The 21,110-nt window shown below is 65.4% G+C and carries 16 protein-coding genes and 1 tRNA gene; 12 read left to right on the forward strand and 5 right to left on the reverse strand.

What is annotated here, in order from left to right; all coding sequences use genetic code 11:
- Positions 1–20: 20 nt before the first annotated feature.
- From Q0K00_RS05960 to Q0K00_RS05970, 3 genes are all read right to left on the reverse strand, one after another.
- Positions 21–107 (reverse strand) — tRNA-Leu (locus tag Q0K00_RS05960).
- Between the two features lie 85 nt (positions 108–192).
- Complete coding sequence (locus Q0K00_RS05965; protein ID WP_297228054.1) at positions 193–1,077, reverse strand: EamA family transporter; 885 nt, start codon at positions 1,075–1,077, stop codon at positions 193–195.
- 42 nt (positions 1,078–1,119) lie between these two features.
- Positions 1,120–2,148 (reverse strand): hypothetical protein, encoded by a 1,029-nt coding sequence (locus tag Q0K00_RS05970; RefSeq protein WP_297228055.1) that lies wholly within the window; start codon positions 2,146–2,148, stop codon positions 1,120–1,122.
- A gap of 83 nt (positions 2,149–2,231) precedes the next feature.
- Here Q0K00_RS05970 and Q0K00_RS05975 point away from each other — a divergent pair, with 83 nt between their 5' ends.
- The 6 genes from Q0K00_RS05975 (at position 2,232) to Q0K00_RS06000 (ending at position 8,890) form a co-directional block, all read left to right on the forward strand.
- A complete protein-coding gene (locus tag Q0K00_RS05975) occupies positions 2,232–3,314 on the forward strand; it encodes a glycosyltransferase (RefSeq protein ID WP_297228056.1) in 1,083 nt (360 codons plus the stop codon).
- Positions 3,308–3,790, forward strand: coding sequence for a hypothetical protein (locus tag Q0K00_RS05980; RefSeq protein WP_297228057.1), 483 nt, complete (start codon positions 3,308–3,310; stop codon positions 3,788–3,790). Before Q0K00_RS05975 ends, Q0K00_RS05980 begins: the two co-directional genes overlap by 7 nt.
- A 2-nt stretch (positions 3,791–3,792) precedes the next feature.
- Entirely contained in the window at positions 3,793–4,962 is a 1,170-nt protein-coding gene (locus tag Q0K00_RS05985) for a glycosyltransferase (protein ID WP_297228058.1), read from the forward strand.
- 188 nt (positions 4,963–5,150) lie between these two features.
- Positions 5,151–5,603, forward strand: a complete 453-nt coding sequence (locus tag Q0K00_RS05990) for a hypothetical protein (RefSeq protein ID WP_297228059.1) — start codon at positions 5,151–5,153, stop codon at positions 5,601–5,603.
- Between the two features lie 116 nt (positions 5,604–5,719).
- Positions 5,720–6,910 (forward strand): ABC transporter permease, encoded by a 1,191-nt coding sequence (locus tag Q0K00_RS05995; protein ID WP_297228060.1) that lies wholly within the window; start codon positions 5,720–5,722, stop codon positions 6,908–6,910.
- 6 nt (positions 6,911–6,916) lie between these two features.
- On the forward strand, positions 6,917–8,890 hold the full coding sequence (locus Q0K00_RS06000; protein WP_297228061.1) for a glycosyltransferase: 1,974 nt from the start codon (positions 6,917–6,919) through the stop codon (positions 8,888–8,890).
- A gap of 195 nt (positions 8,891–9,085) precedes the next feature.
- Here Q0K00_RS06000 and Q0K00_RS06005 read toward each other — a convergent pair whose 3' ends face one another.
- Positions 9,086–10,081, reverse strand: coding sequence for an SPFH domain-containing protein (locus tag Q0K00_RS06005; RefSeq protein WP_297228062.1), 996 nt, complete (start codon positions 10,079–10,081; stop codon positions 9,086–9,088).
- A gap of 94 nt (positions 10,082–10,175) precedes the next feature.
- Positions 10,176–11,429 carry a hypothetical protein gene (locus tag Q0K00_RS06010; protein WP_297228063.1) on the reverse strand — a complete coding sequence of 418 codons (1,254 nt, stop codon included), beginning with the start codon at positions 11,427–11,429 and terminating at the stop codon, positions 10,176–10,178.
- A gap of 211 nt (positions 11,430–11,640) precedes the next feature.
- Here Q0K00_RS06010 and rfaE2 point away from each other — a divergent pair, with 211 nt between their 5' ends.
- From rfaE2 to Q0K00_RS06040, 6 genes are all read left to right on the forward strand, one after another.
- Entirely contained in the window at positions 11,641–13,101 is a 1,461-nt protein-coding gene (gene rfaE2 / locus Q0K00_RS06015; protein WP_297228064.1) for a D-glycero-beta-D-manno-heptose 1-phosphate adenylyltransferase, read from the forward strand.
- A gap of 546 nt (positions 13,102–13,647) precedes the next feature.
- Positions 13,648–16,680, forward strand: a complete 3,033-nt coding sequence (fdnG, locus tag Q0K00_RS06020) for a formate dehydrogenase-N subunit alpha (RefSeq protein ID WP_297228065.1) — start codon at positions 13,648–13,650, stop codon at positions 16,678–16,680.
- Positions 16,681–16,692: 12 nt separating this feature from the next.
- Entirely contained in the window at positions 16,693–17,340 is a 648-nt protein-coding gene (locus tag Q0K00_RS06025; RefSeq protein ID WP_297228066.1) for a 4Fe-4S dicluster domain-containing protein, read from the forward strand.
- Between the two features lie 78 nt (positions 17,341–17,418).
- Positions 17,419–18,360 carry a formate dehydrogenase accessory protein FdhE gene (locus Q0K00_RS06030; RefSeq protein ID WP_297228067.1) on the forward strand — a complete coding sequence of 314 codons (942 nt, stop codon included), beginning with the start codon at positions 17,419–17,421 and terminating at the stop codon, positions 18,358–18,360.
- Between the two features lie 164 nt (positions 18,361–18,524).
- Entirely contained in the window at positions 18,525–19,112 is a 588-nt protein-coding gene (locus tag Q0K00_RS06035; protein ID WP_297228068.1) for a formylmethanofuran dehydrogenase subunit E family protein, read from the forward strand.
- A gap of 641 nt (positions 19,113–19,753) precedes the next feature.
- On the forward strand, positions 19,754–21,091 hold the full coding sequence (locus tag Q0K00_RS06040; protein WP_297228069.1) for a DUF4147 domain-containing protein: 1,338 nt from the start codon (positions 19,754–19,756) through the stop codon (positions 21,089–21,091).
- Positions 21,092–21,110: the final 19 nt, after the last annotated feature.

Genomic DNA, 21,110 nt, shown 5'->3' on the forward strand with positions numbered 1-21,110 from the left:
GTCGTGACCGCCTGTCTTTCTGGTACCGGGAGCGAGACTTGAACTCGCAAGGTGTTGCCACCGGCGGATTTTGAGTCCGCTGCGTCTACCAATTCCACCATCCCGGCGGGATGCGCGCCTTACCGGCACGAACTTTTCCATTCTCCCTGAAACGTGGACAAAAGTCAAGTCTCGACCTGCGTCGAGCGGCCGTCAATCGCCGGATCTGTCCAGCGACAGCAGCAGGACGGCCCCCAGGACGAGTATGCTGCCCAGCCAGCCCATGAGCGTGAAGCTTTCCTGCCAGAACAGCCAGACCCAGAGCGTGCTGAGGACGGGTTCCAGGTAGCAGGTCACAGCCGCCCGAACGAGGCCGATGCGCTTGAGGGCCAGTCCGTAGCACAGGTAGGCGAAGTAGCTCGTGCAGGCGCCCAGCAGGACGAGACAGAGCCAGACGCGCGGGGAATGGTTGAAATGCAGGGGGGATACCAGATACAGGGCCGCGAGCCCGCCCACCAAGGAATAAAAATAGATCGTGGCCGCACTGTAGCGGTTTTGCCACCAGCGGTAGAAGGGGTAGTGCGACGCGTAGCTCATGCCGATGATGATGCCGCAGGCGATGCCCACCCAGGAGTGTTGCCCCGGCAGGCTGCCGCCCGAAAAGCAGACGAGCGCCGTGCCGCACAGGGCCACGCCGATGGCGCTCAGCTTGCGTCCGGAAATGGCCTCACCGAAGAGGACGCGCGATATGACGGCCACCCAGATGGGCGCGGTGTACATGAGGACGACGGACATGGCCGCGCCGCTGAGCTTGATGGCGTACTGGGTGACGGAATAGAACACGCCGATGCCCCAGACGCCGAAAAGGATGAAGCTCGCCGCGGCACGCGGCGGGACGGCTATCTGTCGGGTGGCGAGGGTATGCCCCAGAAAGAAGAGCAGGCCGAAGGCCGCCCGCCAGAAGGCGGTCTCCAGCGGGGTGACGCCCTCGGCCATGCAGACCTTGGACAGTACGCCCACCAGCGACCAGAAAAAGGCCGTGAGGATGATCCAGAAATAGCCGCTGGCCGAGGAAGAGGAGGACGAAAGGAGATTCATGATACAGCGGGGGAGACGGAGCGTCCCGGCTGGCGGCGGAGCCTACCAGTCGCCGGGGCCGTCGGGACGAGAGGGAAAGGAGAGACTGTCCGCCTCGGCCCGCAGACCGGCGGCCGTACAGCCCTGGACCGTGAACGAATCGCGCAGCCAGCGGAAAAAGGCGAACATGCGCTCCCGAAAGGCGCGCGCCGCCTGTTCATCGGGCATGTGCGGCGAGCCGCCGGGCAGCATTTCCGAAGAGTGCCAGAAAAGACTCAGGACGCGCCCCCCTCGGGCCTGATGCAGGCGGACGGCCCAGCGCATGACGCGCGGCCCGTGCCAGAAGGGATTGGCGCTGAGCGCCCCCCAGAAATGGAAGCTGTCCCGACGGCGCTGGGGCGACAGAGCGTGCCAGAGACGGGGCATGGCCCGCACGAGCGGGATCTGGGTGATGGGCGCTTCCAGCAGGCGCGTGTCGCCGTGGCCCTCCACCCAGTAGGGGTCCGCCGGGGCAAGGAAATGATCCGCGCCGCCCGCAAAGCTGCGCAAGGGGCAGACGGAACTGTCCAGCCTGATGCCCGCCTCGGCCAGCAGCGGCCGTACGCTCTTCTTGAGATCCCAGCGTCCCATGCGGAAGCTGGTCAACGGCGCGCCGTTGAAGCGCGCGCCTTCGTCGAGGAGCGTCCGCAGGCGGCGGCGCAGCAGGTCCTGCGGCAACGTGTCCGTGCGTGGCGGCGGCCCGTCGGCGGCCGGAGCGTCGTCCAGAGGGGGCGTGCTCCAGTGATGCAGATGAGCGGCTATCTCCGCCCCGTGCCGGTCGCGCATGATCTCCAGGACACGGCGGCATCCGGCATCGGCAAAGACCGTATGCGCGCAGAAAAGCGTCAGCGGGAACCCCAGCTCATCGGAGATGGGCGCAAGCAGCGGCAGCAGCGCCACATTGCGCACGCCGCAGTTGGTGGCGGCGTAATGCCCGGAAAACAGCCCCTCTTCTTCCACGTCAAGACTGACGATGACGCGCAGGGGCGGCTTTGCGCGGACATCCGGCGCGGCGGGCGGCGAAGAAGGGGCGGCGGGAGATGGTTCGATCATGTCCTGCTTGTAGTTCTTTTCCGGGCGACTGGCAATGCCGCCGCGACCCTTGCCAAAGCGGGCCGAATACGGGAATATGCGGCATGGCCCACGTCATGCGAATCCTTTTCCTCATGGAAGATCTCTGTTACGGCGGCACGCAGCGGCAGATGCTCGAACTTGCCGGGCGGCTGGACCGCAGCCGTTTCGCGCCCGTCATGTTGACCTTCACCGGCCCCACCGATCTGGACGACCTGGCCCGTCAGGCCGGCATCGAGGTGCATACTCTGGGGCACGACCGCCGCCTGGCTCCCCTTTTTTTCGCGCGCGTCGGGGCCGCCTTGCGTCGCCTGCGGCCCGATGTGCTGGTCCCCTGCACGGCGCTGCCCAATATCTGGGGGCGCATCTGGGGGCGTGCGCTCGGCCTGCCCGTACTGGGGACGGTGCGCGGCGGCGGCGGTCCCAGGCGGCAGCATGAACGCTTCCTCTGGCGGCTTGCGCAACATATCGTCTGCAATTCCGAATCGCTGCGCGAGGTCCTGCGCGGGCTTGGCGTGCCGTCCGACCGCCTGAGCTACGTGCCCAACGGGGTCGATACGGACATGTTTCGCGCGCCCGTCACGCCGGTGTCGGCGCGGCCGCCTCTGCTGCTCTGCGTGGCGCGTCTGGCCGGGGACAAGGACCATCCGACATTGCTGCGGGCCTTTGCGCGTGTGCTGGAGCGGCATCCCGACGCCATGCTGCGGTTGGTGGGCGACGGCCCGGAGGGGGGCCGCCTGCGCCAGTGGGCCGCCGCGCATCCTGCGGGGAAGCGTGTGGAATTCGTGCCCGGACGCCCGGACGTGCGGGAGGAGTACGCGCAGGCGCGTCTGTTCGTATTGTCGTCGGTACGCGAAGGCCAGCCCAATGTGCTGCTGGAGGCCATGTCCTGCGGTCTGCCGCTCTGCGCCACGGCCGTGGGGGGGATCCCCCGGCTGATCTCGGCGGGGGAGAACGGTTTCCTTTGCGAGCCGGGGGATGATGCGGCGCTGGCGGGGCATATCTGCCGCCTGCTGGATGACCCGTCGCTGGGGGATCGGCTGGGGCGCGCCGGACGGGAGCGCGTGGTCCGTGATTTTTCCTTTGCGCGCATGGTGGACGCGCATGAGGCATTGTTCGAGCGCCTGGCGAGGGGGGCGGCATGTTGAGATCGTTTGCCGTGGCGGGGAAAGGGGCGTCGCTCGCCCTGCTGCTGGGAGTGCTCTGGTTGCCGTGCGCGGCACGGGCGGGGCAGGGCGTGACCGGGCAGCAGGCTGTGCCTCCCGTGCCCGGCGAGGTGACGGAACTCTGGGAAGGCTCGGTGCTGTCCTCCCGTTTTCGGGCCGCCGTCTGCATCAATGCGCGCGGCGAGCTGCGCGGCGCGGCCTTGTTGCGGACGCGCGGCGGTCAGGTGGACGTGTACCATCTGGCGGGGACTGTCCGGGATGGTCATGTGGAGGCCAGGCATCCTTCGTCCGGACACCATTTTTCGGGAGAGCTCAGATGGGACGGACAGGCCGACGGTACCCTGCGGCTGAAGAACGGCCTATCATTTGCCATAGAAGCACGGCGCACCCCGGATGTGCCCGTGACGGAAGACTGCGCCCCTGTCCCTGAGGACGGTTGGCGTGTGCGCAAGGAGTAGATATGTGGGAGATCTTTTTTCTGCTGGCTGCTGTGCAGTGCGGTCTGCTGATTTTGCTGGGACAGGTTGGCGAACGTCTGGCCCGCGAGGAAAAAGCGGCCATCTTTGGCCTTGCGCATGAGGATGACTGGCCGTCCGCCGCGCTCATCATCCCCGTCGCCGGGGAGGATCCCCGCATGGAAGAGGCGCTGGAGACCCTGCTGGAGCAGGACTATCCGCGTTTGCTGCCCGTGGTGGTGACCGCGTCCGAGGCGGATCCCGCGGTGCGGCTGATCAAGAGCCTGCAGAGCCGCTATCCCTCCCTGCGGCATGTGACGGCCGGAGAGGCGCGCGGCTGCGGGCAGAAGAACCACAACAGCCTTGCCGGGGTGGCGGCCGTGGGGGCGGCGGCGGAGGTCTATGTCTTCTGCGACAGCACCCATGTGGCCGGGCCGGATTTCGTCCGGCGGCTGGTGGCACCGGTGGCGCGCGGCGAGGCGGAGTTCAGCACCGGCTACCATCAGGTACGCCCCCGCGATGATCGGCCCGTCACGTTGGCCTATGCGCTCTGCGTGCAGCTCATGCGCTACCTGCAGGGGCTGGCGCGGCAGTTCACCCAGCCCTGGGGCGGCGCCATGTGCATCAGCCGTCAGGCTTTCGAGCGGCATCAGGTCCGCGAGCTCTGGTCCGGCAATGTGGTGGACGATTGTTCGCTGGCCGGCGTGTTGCCCGCGCGCGGCGTGACGGTGAAGCTCTGTCCCGGCGCGCTCCTGCGCACGGATGCCGCCGCGCATCGACTGGATGTCTGGCGGGCCTGGATGGACCGGCAGGTGCTCTTCCTCAAGTTTTGCGTGCCGTCGCAGTGGCGGCTGCTGGGCGTGCTGTGCGCGGTCATGGCCCTGCCGCCGCTCATGGCCGTGCTGTCCCTGTTGGGCGGTCTGACGGGATTTGCCTCCACGGGCTGCGTGGCCGTGGGCTTCCTCTACCTGATAGGTCTGGCGGCGGCCATGGGCCACTGGCGCGGTCTTGCCGAAAGCGCGCAGCCCCTTTGGCGCTGGATGCTGTCCTTCGCGCTGAGCGCGGGCATGTTCGCCTGGGTCTACATACGCACGCTCCGGGCGCAAGGCATCCTCTGGCACGGCATCTGGTATGAAGTCGGGGAGGGCGGTCGCGTGCGCGCCATGCGGCGCTGAGCACGTACGGCGAAGGAAGCGGCCGGGGGATGGAGGACCGCCTTGTGGCTCGCATCATCGGCGCTCCCAGCGGTGTGCTGTCCCCGGCCCGCTGACCGTGGTGCCGCGGTCTCCTCCCGCTGGTCGGGCTTATGCGGCGTCCTCTGGCGGTCGTCGCCCGGCAGCGCGGAAACTCTGGAGGCATCCCGATGACACGGACGAAGGAACGTCCCTCCGCCGAAGCTGACCTGCCGCGTCCCCTTGCGCGGGCGGCCGTCTGCCTGCTGGCCCTGCTGGCGGAGAGCACGCTCTCCCGCCTTCTGATCATCCCGTTGGGCATAGCCATTTTTTACAGTCGGCTGGGCCTGGGGCAGGGGCTCAGCCTGCTGCTTATCCTCCTTGGTCTGTACGCGGCCGACGGGGCATGTCTGCTCCCCTTGCTGCGCTGGGTGCGGGGCGGTTTCTTGCCGCTGGCGGGCGTGATCATCCTGACGGGCCTGCTCAGGGGGACGGGCCTTTACCTGCTCATCTTGAGCGTATGGAGCGAGTATCCGTCAGGCGTGCACGATGCTTTTCTTCTCTTTCTTTTGCCGGAGACCCTCGTCTGGATCGCGCTGGGGCTGATAATGTCCTGGTGGCTGTCGCGCCGGACGGCAGGATGAGGAGGAAGGATGGCGCATCCCTCCTCTCCGGGGCCCGCGTTTCGCCCTTTGACAGTTTTTTTCTCGCAAGCTAATATACATACTGGGACGTTATCCCGGGAGGTCCAGACAAATCCATGATCACCATGTCCGATCTTTGCCGCGTCAGCGTTCGGCAGGTGGTGCGCCAGCGTGGTTTCGGCGTCATCCTGTCCATCGCGCTGGGCATCACGGCCTTTATCGCCCTTTCGGTGCTGGGGCAGGAAATCCGGTACAAGGTCGGGCAGGATATGGTGCTCATGGGCGGGGTGAACATCATCCGCGTATACATGGACGATGAACAATACCCCGGCCAGCCGAGGCGCGAGTTTTATCCCGATACCGTCCAGGCCATCCGGGAGATCCCCGGCGTGGGCATGGTCAGTCAGAACCTGCGGATGAACGTGGTCTTTCCGCTGCGCGGCAAGGATGAGCGCAATCTCCGTTTTTCCTTCATCGGCGTGGATGAGTTCTTTGCGCCGACCTATTCTCTGGATCTCGTGGCCGGGCGTCTCCTTACCGAGGAGGATGTCCGGCAGCGTAAGCGCGTCTGTATGCTGGGCCGCGAAGGGGCGCAGGATCTGTACGGCGATCCCCGGCAGGCCGTAGGCAAGCTGCTCGTGCTGGGGCAGGATGTGTTCGAAGTCATCGGCGTGGTGACGGGGGTCATGCTGGGGTCCTGGGGCGAAGGGGGCTTCATGCCCTATACCACCATGAGCGATCGCGGATGGGGCCACGGCAATGTGGGGCGTCTCTTCGTGCGCGCCATCGGCTGGGAGGACGTGGCCCCCGTGGTGCGTCAGCTGCCCAAGGTGGTGCGCGAGCATCAGGATGCGCCGTACCTTGTCTGTTCCACGCAGGACGATCAGCTGGAACGCATCCAGGTGACCTTCATGTGGGTGGAAGCGCTGCTCTGGCTGGGCATCGTGGCCTCGCTCATGCTGGGCGGGTTCGGCATCTGGTACGGCACCTTTGCCGCCGTGCGCGCCCGCACGCGCGAAGTGGGCCTGAAGAAGGCCATGGGCGGTTCGGACGCGGACATCCTGGCCCAGTTCCTTGCCGAGGCGCTGGTCAAATCCGTGGCGGGCGGCTTCCTGGGGATCTGCGTGGGGACGCTGGCCGTGGAGATCGGCGCGCTGGCGCTGCAGACCAGCATTTCCTATACGCTGCTGCTGGCCAGCAGTCTCGGCAGCATCATCTTTTCCGCCATCATCGGTGTGGCGGGTGGTTTGTATCCCGCCATTCAGGCCAGCCGCATGGATGTGGTCTCGGCGTTGCGTTTCGAGTAGGTGCGTATGCCTCCTGTCATTATCGCCAAGGACCTGTACAAGTGCTATGCGGGCTTCGCGCCCGTGCTGCGCGGCGTCAACATCGAGGTGGAAGCCGGGGAACTGGTGGCCATCATGGGGCCTTCCGGCTGCGGCAAGTCCACCATGCTGCATGTGCTCGGTATGTTGCACGCGCCCGATGCGGGGACGCTGGAGATCCTCGGGCAGAACGTGCTGGAGTTCGATCGCGAACAGACGGCGGCTTTCCGGCGGGGCAACATGGGCTTCGTCATGCAGGCCAGCAACCTTTTCGAGCACTCCACCGTGTTTGAGAACGTCGAGTTCCCCCTGATCTATGAAAACGTCCCGCCGTCGGAACGCTGGGGGCGCGTCATCCGGGCGCTGGATCTCGTGCGGCTCTCGGCGCGGGTCCATTATCGCAGCAATCGTCTTTCCGGCGGCGAGCAGCAGCGTGTGGCCATCGCCCGCGCCATGGTCAACAATCCCAAGATCCTGCTGGCCGACGAGCCCACCGGCGCTCTGGACGCCAAGACCAGCCGCGTGGTGATGGACAATTTCCGCACGCTCTGCCATTCCGGCGGCGTGGCCATGATCATGGTGACCCATGACCCCAAGATGGCGGAGTTCTGCGACAGCGTGTATACGCTGGATGAAGGCATCCTCAATTGCCGCCGTCGGGACTTTTCCCCCGAATCCGTGACGTTGGGGGTCAACCTGCTGGAAGGCGTCAAGCCCGTGGTGCGCGGCGCGCTGCTGGCGGAGGCCTTCCCCGAACCGTCCGGGCGCTGCCTCATGGAAGAGGCGAACCGTATGCACGCCGCGGGGCTCCTGTCGCGTATCTACGGCATTCGCGGGGGCAGCCTGCTGGGGGATGCGCAGGGGTATACGCTGCCGCTTCCCGTGCGGCGGGTGGGCTGGTGGCGTCTGCCTGCCGTGGTGCGTGCGGTACAGCATTTCCGGCGGCGCAATTCGCCGCCGTGGGAGCCTCTGCGCAGATCCCTGCCCGTGACGCCGGGGCGTCGTTGCGCCCATCTCTGGGCCATGGACTGCGGCGCCATGATGGCCCGCTGGGGCGAAGAGGACGGACTTGATTTCCTCTGTGCGTTCGGGGCGCACGGACCGGCTACGGCGGCCTGGATCGCCTCACGTCTGCTGGATCTGCCCTTTGCCTTCGCCGTGCGCACGGCGGACATGGTCCAGCCCGGCAGGGACTGGGCGGTCAAGTTCCGTGATGCGGCTTTTGTAGCTTGCGATACCGAAGAGACGCGGCGGCGTCTGCGCGAACTCCTGCCGGAGATACCGCCGGAGCGGCTGGTGCTCCTGCGCGATCAGCTGACCTTGACGCCGCCGGACGAGGACATCTCCATGCCGCCCACAGAAGGCAAGGAGCCGCTGCGCCTGCTGGCCGTGGGGACGCTCTGCGCCCGCAAAGGCTTTGACGTGCTGTTGCGGGCCTGCGTGCAGCTCCGGCGGCAGTCCATCGACTTTGAACTGCGCGTCGTGGGGACGGGGCCGCTCGCCCGTCGGCTCAAGTGGCAGGCCAGACGTCTGGGCCTGCGCAAAAACGTGTTTTTCTCCGGCCAGGTGCCGCACGAGAACATGCCTGACCTTTACCGGCGGGCCGACATTTTCGTAGCGCCCGCCCGGGTGACGCGCACGGGGGATCAGGACGGTCTGCCGTCCGCCCTGACCGAGGCCATGGCCTTCGGCTGCGCCGTGGTGGCCGCCGATCTGCCGGGCATCCGGGAGGCTGTGCGGGACGGGGAGAGCGGGGTGCTGGTGCCCTCCGAGGATGCGGAGGCGCTGGGCAAGGCCCTGCTGGCGCTGGCGGCCCGGCCGGAAGAGCGCAAACGCCTTGGCGGAGGGGCTTCCCGTCGTATCCCCGTGCTGCTGGACGCGGCAGGGACGGAGGCGCGTCTCAAGGAACTGGTGCTGGCGGCCGTGCACAGACACAAGGCGGCCGGCGGCGGCAAGGCCTGAGATCTGGAGCGGCAAGCGGCACACTCCCTCCACTGACAGGCTGTTCCCTTGAGATCATTTTCCGTTTGAAACGCTTTGCGCTTCAAACCGTACTGTCTGTCGTTTCGCGGAAAGAACGCGGTTTTTCCGTTCACATTTGGCCGGGCGGCACTGTGTCGCCGCCCGGCGTCTTCCCTTTTTCCAAGAGAAAATATTCTAAATGCGGTCGAGCAGGGCGCGCTTGCGTTCCTCGAAGTCATCCTGACTGATGAGGCCCTGCTGCAAAAGCTGCTGGAGCAGGCGCAGGCGTCCAGCCAGTTCGTCCGTCGCGCTGGAACGTGCGGAAGGCGTGAGGAGCTGCGCGGCCAGCTCGAGGCCGGTCCCGAGCTGCAGGCCCGCGCCCGCCAGACCGTTTTCCGACCGGGCGGCGTCCCGCATGGCCTGGATCTGCTCCAGACGCTCATAACTCAGATGGACTTCCTCGGCGGCCTGCTGCCGGGCACGCATGGCAAAGACCGTCTCCAGCCGTTCCCGGCTTTCCCGGTCAAGGATGCTGCCGTTGACCGAGAATTCCGGTACGGCCAGACCGTATTCTCCGGCGAGCCGGGCAAGGCGTTCGTGGATGCGCGCGCTGATGTCGTCAAGGTGGCTGTCGATATCGGTGCAGGAGTATGCCGCCCCCGCCAGCGTCGCGGCGATGGACTGGGGGAGCTGCGCGTCGAGCACGGCCTTGATGCGGGCGATATCGACACGGCGCTCCCCGGCGCAGAGACGGAGGAAGGCCGTTCGGGCATCGGCAAGCCGCAGGCTGTAGGTTCCGTTCATGCCTACCGCCAGTGGCAGCCGGTAGACAGGGTCAAGATAGCGGACAGGCTGGGCCGTGCCCCAGCGCAGGCCGGGAAAAAGCGTGGTGCGGTAAAAATAGAGCTGCACCTTGTGCGGACTTTCAAAAAGGGTCGGCAGACTGGCGAGGGTGGTCAGAAAGGGGTGGTTGTCCGTTTTGAGGGAAAGGGCGGTCTGCTCGGTGATCTCATCCACGATCCTCCCCTCATAAACGAGCAGGCAGCCCTGCGCCGGACCGACGATCAGCCGTGAGGCGTTTTTTATTTCATCGCCCGGCGTGGGCAGGAGCTGAAAGATGGTGTCCCGGTCGTCCTCCTGCCACTGGAGGACGGAACGCATCTGCCGTCTGAGCATGTCCCTGAGTCCCATAGACGTCTCTGCTGTGGTGGTTGGTGTATGTTGCGCCGGTAATGCCGTGCGGCGGCGGGCGCATGTGTCGCTGTCCGCATCCACCGTGAGCGGATCAGAAAAGACGTTGCGGTTCGGCAAGGGGCTGTTGCCCCTCGCTTATCCGGTAGAGCTTCGCGCCCCGCAGAAGATAGAGCCCGTCCGCCGTCTTGACGAGGACGCCGTCATACGCTCCCTGCAGGGTCCAGCGCACGGCGGCGCTTTCCGGGTCAAGGCACTGGAGCAGGGAGGGCGCGTCGGGGTGGGGCGTGGGACGAAAGCGGATGATGAGGTCCTCCTTGTCCGCCCAGGCCACGGAAGCCCGATAGTACACGCGGTCCGGCGTGAAGAATTCCGTCGCTTCCAGATGGGCTTGCCGAAAGATGTGGGCATGGCGCTTGACGTGTCGTGTCTGTCCCTCGCCGTCCCACTCCAGGTAGCCGCCGAAGAGCCGGGGACCGGTCTTGTTGTCCAGAAAGGCATAGCGGATGAGTTGTTGCGGGCCGGAAGTCCCGGCTCCCTTGCGGGCAAAGGTGAAGCCGTACCGCCGCTCGGCCTGGGGGTGGCGGTAGTCGGCCACCATCCGCGTCAGTTCGTCGTAGGTTGGGGCCAGATCGACGCCGGGATAAAAGTAGCGCCGCGTGCCGTCGGCGGTCATGACGCGCAGGGCGTCGCCCTCATTGGCGTATCCGGCTTCGATCTGGACGACGGCTCCCGCCAGCTGGGGCTGACGTTCCAGCAGAGGGCGGGCGTCCACCCATTCCCTTGCGGCAAAATCAAAGAAAAAGAGGCGGCTTTTATCCAGGATCAGAAAAAGGCTGCCGTCGGACATGGTCTGAAAGCGGATCTCTCGTGTGCCTTTCCCCACGGAGTCTTGAAGGCGTTGCGGCTCTTTCGACCAGGTTTGGGTACGGGGATCGTAACTATCGGCCACATAGCCCCCCGGGCCTTTTTTGCCGAGGCTGCCCCGCACGCGCAGCACAAGGGGCGCGCCAGCATGGGCCGGATCGGCCGCCAGCGCGAACTGCTGGAGCTCATAGGTGACCGCGGCGGGCGTCACCGCCCTCTGCCGGGCTGGTTGGGGCGTCGGCTGCGGGGCCCGCGCGGGAGCCAGCAGGTAGAATACTCCGGCAAGGAGCAGGAGCAGGAAACAGAGGGCGGTCAGGCGGCGCGGCCTCGTGCCGTTGGGCGATCGGGCCGGAGACGGGCGGGGCGTCTCGTCCAGCAAAAATTCCGAATTGCAGGACAGGCAGCGGCAGCGCCTCTTGTCCGGGAAGGAGAATTCCTTGCCGCCGCAATGCGGGCAGGAAAGCGGGCGTACCGTCGTCACGTCTGTCCTCCTGAGATGTCGGCTGGGCCGAACTGCCGAAAAAAAACGCGAATACGGCGTGACTATGCCGGATATGCGGGAAAAAATCGAGCAAAAGCCGGATGCCCCCGCGCGTCCCCTCGGACAGCCGCCGTCCGCCCCCGTCGCTTGCCTCGCAGACGGGAAACGGATAGCGTCGAGCCGCATGATCCCCGTAAAAAAGGCAGGCAAGATGGATTTCAGTGCTGTACAGATTCTGGTTGTTGGCGACGTGATGCTGGACCGTTACATCAGCGCCACGGTGGAGCGCATCTCACCGGAAGCGCCCATTCCCGTGGCCTGCGTCAACAGCCGTTGGGAGGTCCCCGGCGGCGCGGCCAACGTGGCCCGCAATCTGGCCCGGCTGGGCGTGCGGACGCGGCTGGCCGGGCTGTGCGGGACGGACGAGGCCGCGGCGTCCCTGCGGCATTTGCTGGATGCGGAAGGCATCGAACATGCGCTTTACGCGCTGCCGCAGCGGGCCACTACCTGCAAGACGCGCGTCATGGCGCAGGGCCAACAGCTCCTGCGGCTGGATGAAGAGGTGCGCGAAGCGCCGGACGCCGTCGCTGTGGAGGGCTTCCGGCAGCTCATCGAGCCGTTGATGGAAGGGTGCGCGGTGCTGGTGCTCTCGGATTACGGCAAGGGCGCGTTGCTGGATGGCGCGGGGCATCGAGGCATGGATGGTTTGTGCCGCCGTCTCGTCCGGGCGGCGCGGGAACGGGGCATACGGGTGCTGGTGGATCCCAAGGGACGGGACTGGAGCCGCTACGAGGGCGCGCATTGTCTGACGCCCAATGCGGTCGAGCTGGCGGACGTGGCCGGACCGTTGCCCGCCGGACGCGAGGAGCTTGCCGAGACGGCGCTTGCCCAGTGTCGCCGCTGGGGACTGGAGCGTCTGTTGTTGACGCGCGGGGCCAAGGGTATGGCCCTGTTCGGGGGAGATGCGGAGCCCTGTTTCATCCGGGCGCATACGCGCGAGGTGGCCGATGTCTCCGGCGCGGGGGATACGGCGCTGGCCGTGCTGGCTGCCGGTGTGGCGTCGGGCATGGGCTGGGAGGAGGCCGCGCGACTGGCCAATACCGCCGCCGGTGTGGCCGTGGGCAAGCTGGGGACGGCTCCCATCAGTCTGGAAGAGCTGCGCATGGCCCAGCGCCAGTACGATGCCAACCCGCGTCTGTTCAGTCTGCCGACCCTCCGGGAGAAGGTGGAGGACTGGCGGCGCAAGGGCGAGCGCATCGTCTTTACCAACGGCTGTTTCGACCTCATCCATCCCGGGCATATCTCGCTCATCCAGCAGTGTGCCGATCTGGGCAACCGACTGGTGGTGGCCCTCAACAGCGATGCCTCGGTACGGCGGCTCAAGGGGCCGTCGCGACCCGTGCAGGATGAGCAGAGCCGGGCGCTGGTCATGGCCCAGCTCAAGGGGGTGGACGCGGTCATCCTCTTTGATGAGGACACGCCGCTGGAACTCATTCGGGCACTGCGTCCCGATGTGCTCGTCAAGGGCAGCGACTACAATCTGCAGACCGTGGTGGGCGCGGACGAGGTGCTGGCCTACGGCGGCACGGTGCATCTGGCCAGCCTCGTGGACGGATGCAGCACCTCCGGTCTCGTGCGGCGCATGGGCGGGTCGGAAAAGACGCAGGCCTGATGCGCGGGCCGCACAGCACGTTGCGGCGGAAGAAAAAAGTTCGAGGGACGCGGGCACGAGTCGGCGTCCCTTTTTTGTGCTTCGCGGCGGACGGTACGCTTGGATCGTTTTATCATTGAACGCGAGGCGGCGGGACAGCGACGCCCGCCCGAAGCCAAGCGGAAAAAACGCGCTTTTTTCGCGAAACGCCAGGCCGTATGGTTTGAAATGCAACGTGTTTCAAACGGGAAAAGTTCTACGGAGCGTATGTGCGGGGCGCACGCTTTTTGAAAAAAATGTGACAGCTTCCCGGCAGGGGAAAAACGGCCTTTCAGGCGGATACAAATGTGCCGATCGCGCGAAATGGGGACGTTATCTCCTGTCATGAGCGCAAAAAGGCGGCGGCGAAGGTCAAAACGGCAGGCTTGGTGCACATGAGGGGGACGCACATTGTGCGGCCGTCGTCTTGCGCCAGCGGTGGCAGGGTGCTAGGATTGATTCGCAGTATGGCGAATTCCCAGCCCCGGATCTGCCGGGGCGGTCGCCATGCGCCTACGAGGAGTCATCATGAAGAGAAGATCGTTTCTCAAACTTTCCTGCGGGCTCGGCGCCGGGATCATGCTTTCCGGGCTGGGTCTGAGCCTCATGCCCGTGGAAGGCATGGCGCAGGAACTGAAGAAGATCGACAAGGTGAAGAGCGCCGCGCAGACCACCAGCATCTGCTGCTACTGCGCCGTGGGCTGCGGCCTTATCTGCAGCACGGACAAGAGCACCGGCAAGATCATCAATATCGAAGGCGACCCGGAACATCCGGTCAATGAAGGTTCCCTCTGCGCCAAGGGCGCGGGCATCTATCAGACCACGGAGGCCAACCCCCACCGTCTGACCAAGGTACTGTACCGCGCCCCCCACGCCGACAAGTGGGAAGAAAAGGACTGGGATTTCGCCATCGACCGCATCGCCGCCCACATCAAGAAGGAGCGCGACGCCTCCTTCATGGTGAAGAACAAGGACGGCGCGGTGGTCAACCGTCTGGAAACCGTCGCCCATATGGGCAGCTCCAACATCGACAGCGAGGAGTGCTGGAACATCGCCGCCTTCGCCCGTTCGCTCGGCCTGGTCTATCTTGAGCACCAGGCCCGGGTCTGACACGGCCCCACGGTACCGGCTCTGGCAGAGTCGTTCGGACGCGGCGCGATGACGAATCACTGGATCGATATCCAGCACAGTGATTGTATTCTTATCCAGGGCAGCAACGCTGCCGAAAACCATCCCATCTCCTTCAAGTGGGTCATGCGTGCCAAGGACAAGGGCGCGACGGTCATCCATGTGGACCCGCGCTTCACCCGCACGTCGGCCCGCTGCTCGCTGTACGCGCCCCTGCGTTCGGGCACGGACATCGCGTTCCTGGGCGGGATGATCAACTACATCATTGAAAACGACAAGTTCTTCAAGGACTATGTGGTCAACTACACCAATGCCCCGCTCCTCGTGGACGAGGGCTTCGGCTTCAAGGACGGTCTGTTCTCCGGATTCGATCCCAAGAAGCGCAAGTATGACAAGAAGACATGGGCCTATCAGAAGAACGCGGACGGCACCTTCAAGCGCGACAAGAGCCTGAAGGACGAGCATTGCGTCTTCCAGCTGCTGAAGAAGCACTACAGCCGCTACGACATGAAGACCGTCTCCGCCGTGACGGGCACCCCCGTGGAAGACCTGAAGAAGGTCTATGAAGCCTTCTCCGCCACGGGCCGCCCGGACAAGGCGGGCACCATCATGTACGCCCTGGGGCAGACCCACCACACCGTGGCCGTGCAGAACATCCGCTGCTTCGGCATCATCCAGCTTTTGCTGGGCAACATCGGCGTGTGCGGCGGCGGCATCAACGCCCTGCGCGGCGAACCCAATGTGCAGGGCTCCACGGACCATGCCCTGCTGTCCTACAACCTGCCGGGCTATCTGCCCGCCCCGCGCGTGGGGCACGGCTCCTTCGAGAACTATCTCAAGACCGTGGCCCGCACCACCGGCGAGCCGGATTCGCTCAACTGGCAGAGCAACTACAACAAGTATGCCGTGAGTCTCATGCGGGCCTTCTTCCCCGATGCGCCCAAGGAGACCGGCTACGGCTTCGACTGGCTGCCCAAGCTGGACGACGGTCAGGACGCCTCGGTGCTGCCCCTCTTCGACGCGATGTACAAGGGCACCATCAAGGGCTTCTCCTGCTTCGGCCAGAACCCGGCCTGCAGCATCCCCAATTCCAACAAGGTGCGCGCCGCGCTCCAGAAGCTGGAATGGATGGTGCACTTCAACATCTTCGACAACGAGACGGCCTCCTTCTGGAAGCAGCCCGGCGTGGACCCCAGGAAGGTCGGCACCGAGGTCTTCCTCCTGCCGGCGTCCGCCTCGGTGGAGAAGGAAGGCAGCCAGGCCAACTCCGGCCGCTGGATGCAGTGGAAGTATGCCGCCGCCAAGGCCCCGGGCGACTGCCTGTCCGCCGGTGACGTCATCTACCGCATCCAGATGAAGCTCAAGGAGCTCTACAAGAAGGAAGGCGGCGTCTTCCCCGAGCCGGTGCTCGGCGTCTTCACCGATATGGTGGACGGCAAGGGCCGCTATGACGCCGAAAAGGTGGCGCGCCTCATCAACGGCGTGTTCACCCGCGACGTCACCATCAATAACGTGGCCTACAAGAAGGGCGAATGCGTGCCCGGCTTCGCGCTGCTCCAGGCCGACGGCTCCACCGCCTGCGGCAACTGGATCTGCTCCGGCAGCTTCTCCCGCGACGGCCAGAACCTCATGAAGCGCCGCGGCAAGAAGGACCCCACCGGCCTCGGGCTCTACCCCGAATGGTCGTACTCCTGGCCCGCCAACCGCCGCGTCATCTACAACCGCGCCTCGGTGGACCCCCACGGCAAGCCCTGGAACCCCAAGCGCGCCCTTGTGGAATGGAAGGACGGCAAGTGGGTAGGCGACGTGGTGGACGGTGCGCCGCCGCCGCTGGCCGAGAAGGGCGGCAAGCTGCCCTTCATCATGCGGCCGGAAGGCGTGGGCTGCCTCTTCGGGCCGGGACTGGCCGACGGGCCCTTCCCGGAACACTATGAACCCGTGGAAAGCCCCTTCGAGAAGCATCCCTTCTCCAAGCAGCGCAATACGCCGCTCCTGCGCCTCTACGAGAGCGACAAGGACGTGTATGCCTCGGCCTCGGCCAAGTTCCCGCTGGTGATGACCACCTACTCCTGTACCGAACACTGGTGTACCGGGGCGCTCACCCGCTGGCAGTCCTGGCTGGTGGAAGCCCAGCCAGGCGCGTATGTGGAGCTGAGCGAGGAGCTCGCCAAGGAACGCGGCCTCAAGAACGGCGACAAGATCCGCGTGGTCTCCGCCCGTGGCTCCGTGGAAGCGGTGGCCATGGTCACCCCGCGCATCACGCCCTTCCAGTGCGGCGACAAGAAAGTCCACCTTGTGGGCATGACCTTCAACTACGGCTGGATGACCCCGGGCGGCGACTCGGCCAACCTGCTGACGCCCACCTGCGGCGACTCCAACAGCATGACGCCCGAGTACAAGGCCTTCATGGTCAACATCGAAAAGATAGCCTAAGGAGCGATGACGATGAGCAACGGAAAGTCCATCATTGTTGATACGTCTCGCTGCACGGGCTGCCGGGGCTGTCAGGTGGCCTGCAAGCAGTGGAACGGGCTGCCCGCCAGCCCCACCACCCAGACCGGGACCTACCAGAACCCGCCGGACTTCAACGGCTGCACCTACAAGGTGGTGCGCTTTGCCGATGGCCGCGGCGCGGACGGCAAGCCCTACTGGTACTTCACCAGCGACATGTGTCGTCACTGCATGGAACCGCCCTGTCTGGCCGGTTCCAGCGTGGAAGGCGGCATGATCCATGATGAAGCCACCGGAGCCGTGGTCTATACCGCCAAGAGCAAGGACGACGACTTCGAGACCGCGCAGAGCGTCTGTCCCTACAACGTGCCGCGCAAGAACGAGGAGACCGGCGCCATGGTCAAGTGCACCATGTGCATCGACCGCATCAGCAACGGCATGGTGCCGGCCTGCGTGCAGGCCTGTCCCACCGGGGCTATGGTCTTCGGTGACCGGGACGAGATCCTGGCCGAAGTGCAGCGCCGCGTGACCGAACTGAAAAAGACCCATCCCAAGGCTCAGGCCGTGGATGCGGACAGCGTACGGGTCATCTTCATCGTGACCGATGATCCCGCCCGCTACCACAGCCATCTCAAGGCCTGATCCTGCCTGACCACCGGCCGTCCTCCGCCGTCTCTTCCCCTCCGGCGGCGGAGGGCGGCCCTGCCACAAGGATACACGATGACTTCCCGCCCTACGGCAACTCCCGAAACGGCAGCACCCGCCGCCGCATCTGAAGGAACGGGCAAGACCGCCCGCCTGATCGACATTTTGCGTGAAGCCTGCCCGGAACAGCGGGCCCTGCTGGATGCCTTTGCCCCAGTCCTTTGCCTGCGCGAGACCGCGCTTGCGCAGGAAGCCGCCCGCCGTGCCGCCGTTCCCGCTGCCGAAACGCCGGAAACGGAAACGTCGGCCGCCCCGTCCGCCGGGAAGGGCGGCTTGGATGCGGGATGCGCCGCCCGCTGGGCCGAGCCTCTGCTGGATGCGCTCAAGCAGGGCTTTCCCGCCGTGGTCCCCGCCTGGGAGCAGCTGCGCGAGGCCATTCGCGCCGACGCCGGGCTGCCCGCCTATCTCTGTCTTGCCCGGCGGGGGCGCAAGCGGCCCGCCCTGTCCACCTGGAGCAAGGAGCAGCATCTGCCCGCCGATGCCGTGAACCTCTTTGCCGAGCAGCTTGCCCGGCTGGCCGGAGCCGCTGCCCAGCACGGTCTGCCCGAACGGGAAAGTGGAGACGCCACCTGTCCCTACTGCGGCGGCCGGGCCGAGATCAGCCTCATCCACGGCACAGAGGGCCGTCGTTATCTGCAATGCGGCCATTGTTCCCGCCTCTGGCGCTTCAAGCGCACGCTCTGTCCTCATTGCGGCGCGGAAGGCAACGGCATATTGCGTCATATTTTCGTGGATGGACAGCCCGATCTGCGCGCCGTCATCTGCGAGACCTGCCGTCATTACATCCTGGAGGCCGACCTGCGCCCCCGCGACATGCCGCTGGAGATCGGTCATGTCCTCTCCCTCGTCATGGGGCACCTCGACGCCCTGGCTCAGGAAGAGGGCGCGACGCCTCTCAGCCTCGCCCGTCCGGCCGCCGCACGCGCCGTGAGCGCCCCCGAAGAAACTGTGCATTAGGCAGGATTTTTACGGGGGCAGGGGGACTTTTTGCAAAAAGTTCCCCTGCCCCCGTACCCCCATCCCCCAAAAAGTCCGGCAGGGTTCGTGCCGTCCGTCGTACCGCGCAAGCCGTCGCACGGCTTCACGTCCCCCGGCAGCATGAAGAAAAAACAGGGATCAGTATGATCGGTTCATGGACGCATGACGAATTCGTGGAAGAAGTCAGGAAATTTCACTGCCATGTGGCTCCCGGCGTCATCATCGGCGGCTATATGGTGGAAAAGGCTCGTCGGGCGCTGCCGCAGGGCATCCTTTTTGACGCGGTGGCCGAGACTGTGCAATGTCTGCCTGATGCCGTGCAGCTGCTCACGCCCTGTACCGTGGGCAACGGCTGGCTGCGTGTCTACCATTTCGGCATCTATGCCTTGACCCTCTACGACAAGCATACCGGCGAAGGCATCCGCGTGCGTCTCGATGCCGACGGCCTCGACCGCTGGCCCAACGTACGCAGCTGGTTCTTCAAGGAAAAACCCAAGCGCGAGCAGGATTCCGACGCCCTGCACCGCGAGATCCGCGAAGCCGGTTTCGATCTTCTGCAGGCCGCCCCCGTGCGCATCCACGCCGATTCCTTGCGCCACAAGGGCAAGGGGCAAGTCGTCCGCTGCCCCCGCTGCGGCGAATGGTATCCCGCCGAACTCGGCCCCACCTGCCGCCCCTGCCAGGGCGCCGGCCCCTACGAAGACTGGGCCGGGCTGCATGGCGTGAGGTAGGTTGTTTTTTGTGGGGGGAAGGGCCCCTTTGTGAACAAAGGGGCCCTTCCCCCCACACCCCCATCCCCCCAAAAACTTTGTTTGCCCAGACACAAACCGCCGCACCACTCAGGACGACGCCTCGCCCTCGCCCAGCCCAACCCTGTACAGGACTCCCCACGTTTGCGTGATAAGCTGGCGCGTTTTATCTTTGAAAAAGATGAAACGCGAGGCGGCAGCACAGCGCCGTCCGGCCAAAGGAGGGCGGAAAACCGCGTTTTTTCCGCGAAAAGCAAGGCCGTATGGTTTGAAGCGCGAAGCGTTTCAAACGGAAATACTCTATAGAGCATTGCGCTATCAGAGAACTATCCCCTCATGACCCGAAACACGAGCCTGATATGCGGGAAAACGGTTTGGGGAACTTGCGCTTCTTTCTTTTTCCTGAAAACATGCCAGTACGTCGGAGGTCTTTTTTTCATGCCGCCGGGGGACTGGCGTCCGTGGGGCGGCTGAGGCGGTACATATCCCTTTCATCCTCCCAAGTAAGATTTTTTGCGGGAGGAAAGGGGGGCGCGGGGGGAAAGGAGGGGGCTTTTTGCAAAAAGCCCCCTCCTTTCCCCCCGCACGACAACAACACATCCATTTCAAAAAAAGGATACGCCATGCGGCAGCATCTGGAGCGGATCTTTCGGGCGGGGCTGGCGGCTGTTGCGCCGGACGCGGCCTTGCGGCGACATGTGCGGCGCGAGGGAAACGCGCTTTGTGTGGACGGTGAGGTATGGCCGCTGCCGGAGCGGGGGCGGGTGGTGGTCGTCGGCGCGGGCAAGGGGGCCGCACCGCTGGCGAAGGCGACGGAGGAACTGCTGGGGGAGCGCATCGACGAGGGGGCCATCATCGTCAAGTATGGGCATGGTATGCCGCTTGAGCGGATACAGCTGTACGAGGCGGCGCATCCGGTACCGGACGCGGCCGGGCAGGCGGCGACGCGGCATATCTTACGGCTGGCGGAAGGGGCGGGAGAGGATGATCTGCTCATCTGTCTGTTTACCGGCGGGGCAAGCGCCCTGACGCCCGCGCCTGTGCCGGGGGTGACGCTGGAGGATATGCGCCGCCTGACGGAATGCCTGCTGGCCTGCGGGGCGACCATCCAGGAGATGAACGCTTTCCGCAAGCATCTGTCGGTCTTCGGAGGTGGACAGCTGGCGCGGGCGGCGGCTCCGGCACGGGTGCTGAGTTTTCTTGTCTCGGACGTTATCGGGGACGATATGGGAGTCATAGCCTCCGGACCAACCTCGCCGGATGCTTCGACCTTTGCGGAGTGCCTGCGACTGATGGCACGGTACGGACTGGAAGAAAAGTTGCCGACCGTGTTGGTGCAAAGCCTGCGCGACGGCGCGGCCGGGCGGCGACCGGAGACGCCCAAGGCGGATGACCCTCTCTTCCGGCAGGTCTGCACGCGCATCGTGGCCGGTAACGGGCAGGCGCTTGCGGAAGCCGCTCAGGCGGCGCGGGCTCTGGGGATGACCGTATGTGTACGCGAACAGCCGTATACCGGCGAAGCACGGGACTGCGCCGCTCATCTGGTGAAAGAGGCCCTTGAGGCGGCACGGCGGCACGGGGAGGATGGCCGTACGTTGTGTTATCTTGCCGGAGGCGAATGCACGGTGACCTTGCGGGGGACGGGCAGAGGCGGGCGGAATCAGGAGATGGCGCTGGCAACGGCCCTGCATCTGCGGGAACGGGAGTATGGCGGCAGGATAACGGCGCTTTTTGCGGGCACGGACGGCACGGACGGCCCCACGGATGCCGCGGGCGGTTTTGCCGACGGGCAGGCTTTGGCGGGCTGTGAGGCGGAAGCCCGGGAGCTGCTGGAGCAGAACGACAGCTACACGGCGCTGGAGCGGGCAGGTTTGTTGCTGCGGACGGGGCCGACGCTGACCAATGTGATGGATATGGCGATTTTGTGCGTGGAATCACAGACAGGCGGAAATGCGGCTTGACATATTTTCTCCCTATCAG

The sequence above is a fragment of the uncultured Desulfovibrio sp. genome, from assembly GCF_944327235.1.
Lineage (GTDB): Bacteria > Desulfobacterota > Desulfovibrionia > Desulfovibrionales > Desulfovibrionaceae > Desulfovibrio.

Bases quoted from the DNA above. Each gene is read 5' to 3' on its own strand.
- Q0K00_RS05965 (WP_297228054.1), bottom strand. From the start codon at position 1,077: ATGAATCTCCTTTCGTCCTCCTCTTCCTCGGCCAGCGGCTATTTCTGG.
- Q0K00_RS06040 (WP_297228069.1), top strand. From the start codon at position 19,754: ATGCGGCAGCATCTGGAGCGGATCTTTCGGGCGGGGCTGGCGGCTGTT.
- Q0K00_RS06035 (WP_297228068.1), top strand. From the start codon at position 18,525: ATGATCGGTTCATGGACGCATGACGAATTCGTGGAAGAAGTCAGGAAA.
- rfaE2 (WP_297228064.1), top strand. From the start codon at position 11,641: ATGGATTTCAGTGCTGTACAGATTCTGGTTGTTGGCGACGTGATGCTG.
- Q0K00_RS05985 (WP_297228058.1), top strand. From the start codon at position 3,793: ATGTGGGAGATCTTTTTTCTGCTGGCTGCTGTGCAGTGCGGTCTGCTG.
- Q0K00_RS06005 (WP_297228062.1), bottom strand. From the start codon at position 10,081: ATGGGACTCAGGGACATGCTCAGACGGCAGATGCGTTCCGTCCTCCAG.
- Q0K00_RS05975 (WP_297228056.1), top strand. From the start codon at position 2,232: ATGGCCCACGTCATGCGAATCCTTTTCCTCATGGAAGATCTCTGTTAC.
- Q0K00_RS06030 (WP_297228067.1), top strand. From the start codon at position 17,419: ATGACTTCCCGCCCTACGGCAACTCCCGAAACGGCAGCACCCGCCGCC.
- Q0K00_RS05980 (WP_297228057.1), top strand. From the start codon at position 3,308: ATGTTGAGATCGTTTGCCGTGGCGGGGAAAGGGGCGTCGCTCGCCCTG.
- Q0K00_RS06025 (WP_297228066.1), top strand. From the start codon at position 16,693: ATGAGCAACGGAAAGTCCATCATTGTTGATACGTCTCGCTGCACGGGC.
- Q0K00_RS06000 (WP_297228061.1), top strand. From the start codon at position 6,917: ATGCCTCCTGTCATTATCGCCAAGGACCTGTACAAGTGCTATGCGGGC.
- Q0K00_RS05995 (WP_297228060.1), top strand. From the start codon at position 5,720: ATGATCACCATGTCCGATCTTTGCCGCGTCAGCGTTCGGCAGGTGGTG.
- Q0K00_RS05970 (WP_297228055.1), bottom strand. From the start codon at position 2,148: ATGATCGAACCATCTCCCGCCGCCCCTTCTTCGCCGCCCGCCGCGCCG.
- Q0K00_RS05990 (WP_297228059.1), top strand. From the start codon at position 5,151: ATGACACGGACGAAGGAACGTCCCTCCGCCGAAGCTGACCTGCCGCGT.